Origin of the sequence: Methylobacterium sp. E-016 (genome assembly GCF_022829745.1) — a bacterium.
Classification (GTDB): Bacteria; Pseudomonadota; Alphaproteobacteria; order Rhizobiales; family Beijerinckiaceae; genus Methylobacterium.
The window spans coordinates 1-320 of record NZ_JAKSYF010000091.1 but is presented as its reverse complement, the minus strand read 5'-3'; the positions used below and the strand labels follow the sequence as shown (position 1 = coordinate 320).

1 pseudogene is annotated in these 320 nt (G+C 68.1%); it reads left to right on the top strand.

What is annotated here, in order from left to right:
- Window positions 1-320 (top strand): annotated as a pseudogene (locus MKK68_RS11935) (hypothetical protein); the annotation flags it as partial.

The following is a 320-nucleotide window of genomic DNA, read 5'->3' as shown; positions in this document are numbered from 1 at the left end:
TTCGAGGTCTACCTCGACGGCCCACAGGGGCCACGCTGGTACACGTTCGACGCCCGGCACGACGCTAGAAGGATAGGGCGGGTCGTCATCGCCCGCGGGCGTGATGCCACCGACGTCGCCATCTCGACGAGCTTCGGCACGACGCTGCTCGCGCAGTTCGACGTCCACACCCTGGAGGGGGTCGGGCTGCTCACACTCGCCCTCATCGGCTTACGGTCCGCGTTGAACGCTCGGGCGCAACTGCGCCGGGACAGGACGCGTCTGCGGGAGCTAGCGAGCCTCGCCCTCGAAGGTCTGGCGGTCTGCGACGGTGAAACGAT